The organism is Spirosoma terrae (assembly GCF_010435915.1).
Classification (GTDB): Bacteria; Bacteroidota; Bacteroidia; order Cytophagales; family Spirosomataceae; genus Spirosoma; species Spirosoma terrae.
The window spans coordinates 1-1,237 of the sequence record NZ_JAAFZH010000044.1; the positions used below are offsets into that span (position 1 = coordinate 1).

Consider the following 1,237-nt stretch of genomic DNA (forward strand, 5'->3'; position numbering starts at 1 on the left):
CAGGGCTTTCTTATAAAACTGGCTGGTAGCCAGTAGTCTTACCTTTGTGGTTGACTAGACTACAAACTCATGACTACGGCTCCCAGCGCAGCTAAAACTACAGCTTTCTTTCAACTTTTGCATCAGACACCCGGTCTGGATGAGCGAGACAATCGCGGCAAGAAACACGCTATCGCTCTGGTTTTAAGTGGCTTAACCTGCGCCTTGTGTGCGGGCCGAGACGGTTCGTTATCCCGGCTGCATCGCCACATGGTTAATCAATTCGCGCCCCTGTGTCAGCTTACGGGAGCCGCTCAAAGTCGGCCTATTTCACGGGCGCAATTGCCCTTGCTGCTGGCGAAGGTGAATCTAAGTCTATTTGCCAAGTTGCTTTTTGAATGGTTTGGCCTGGATCTATCCACCCTAACAGGCCAGTGGCTAGCCGTGGATGGCAAAGAGCTTCGGGGTAGCATTCAGGCGGGGCAAACCAGAGGGGATGCCTGTGTATCGGTCGTCTCCCAAGCCCACGAAACGGTTGTGGGCCAAGCATACTACAGCGGTGAAAAAGAAAGCGAGAAACTGGTAGTGCGTCAATTGCTGATGGACAAAGGACTGCTTGACCAACGCTTAAGCCTAGATGCCTTACATCTCAATCCATTGACAGTCAATGCGATTCATAAGGCATCAGGCCAATATATTGTTGGTCTTAAAGCGAACCAGCGGCTGCTTTACCGGGCCTGTATCTGCCGATGTTTGCTAGATCCGCCTACCCATTACTATTGCTCTGAGTGGGAACGGGGGCATGGGCGCGTGGAGCAACGTAGTTATCAATGCTTCTCGTTGGCAAGGGCGGTTTTTGATGCTCGTTGGCAGGCAGCGGGTTTTCAGACGCTGATTTGGGTGAAGCGTAATCGTCAGCCGCTTGCTGGAGGGGTCATTACAGAAGAGATCAGTTATTACTTGAGCAACAGGGCGGTAGTGACAGAGGCCGACTGGGTTGAGGTGTGTGGCGCGGTCCGAGGTCATTGGCGGATCGAAACGATGCATTACCGGCGGGATGTGGTTTTATCGGAAGACACTCTGCGCACAGCTATGTCCCAAGTGAGTCGGGTAGTGAGTTGCCTGAGGACACTGACAATGAATCTATTGCATCGCTTAAAGCCCAAAAATATGGCGGCTCAATTAGACCATTTTGCCGATAACTTTACGGCATTACTCCAGTTTATGAAGACCGAAGAGGTTTTATAAGAAAGCCCTG

The 1,237-nt window shown here is 51.3% G+C and carries 1 protein-coding gene; it reads left to right on the forward strand.

Annotation, left to right across the window (positions count from 1 at the left end):
* Positions 1-69 precede the first annotated feature (69 nt).
* Complete coding sequence (locus GK108_RS30970; RefSeq protein WP_163955477.1) at positions 70-1,227, forward strand: ISAs1 family transposase; 1,158 nt, start codon at positions 70-72, stop codon at positions 1,225-1,227.
* Positions 1,228-1,237 lie beyond the last annotated feature (10 nt).

Bases quoted from the DNA above. Each gene is read 5' to 3' on its own strand.
- GK108_RS30970 (WP_163955477.1), top strand. From the start codon at position 70: ATGACTACGGCTCCCAGCGCAGCTAAAACTACAGCTTTCTTTCAACTT.